1 tRNA gene is annotated in these 227 nt (G+C 48.9%); it reads left to right on the forward strand.

Going from position 1 to position 227, the window contains the following annotated elements:
* The first annotated feature begins 136 nt into the window (after window positions 1-136).
* Window positions 137-221: transfer RNA gene (locus tag H5300_RS27615), tRNA-Tyr, on the forward strand.
* Window positions 222-227 lie beyond the last annotated feature (6 nt).

Raw genomic sequence — 227 nt, forward strand, 5'->3', positions numbered from 1 at the left:
GCCTTCGATGGTTCGAATCCGTCTCCCTCCACCATATTCTTCTTACCTCTTTCGAGAGTTAAGAGAACAACCTAGTTGATGGGCTTATGGGAAAACATCAATTTAGGCTTACTTTGTGAAGAGTAAGACACACCCTGGAGGGGTTCCCGAGTGGCCAAAGGGAGCAGACTGTAAATCTGCCGGCACTGCCTTCGATGGTTCGAATCCGTCTCCCTCCACCATATTCT

Source organism: Vibrio sp. SG41-7 (genome assembly GCF_014164465.1).
In the GTDB taxonomy this organism is placed as follows: domain Bacteria; phylum Pseudomonadota; class Gammaproteobacteria; order Enterobacterales; family Vibrionaceae; genus Vibrio; species Vibrio splendidus.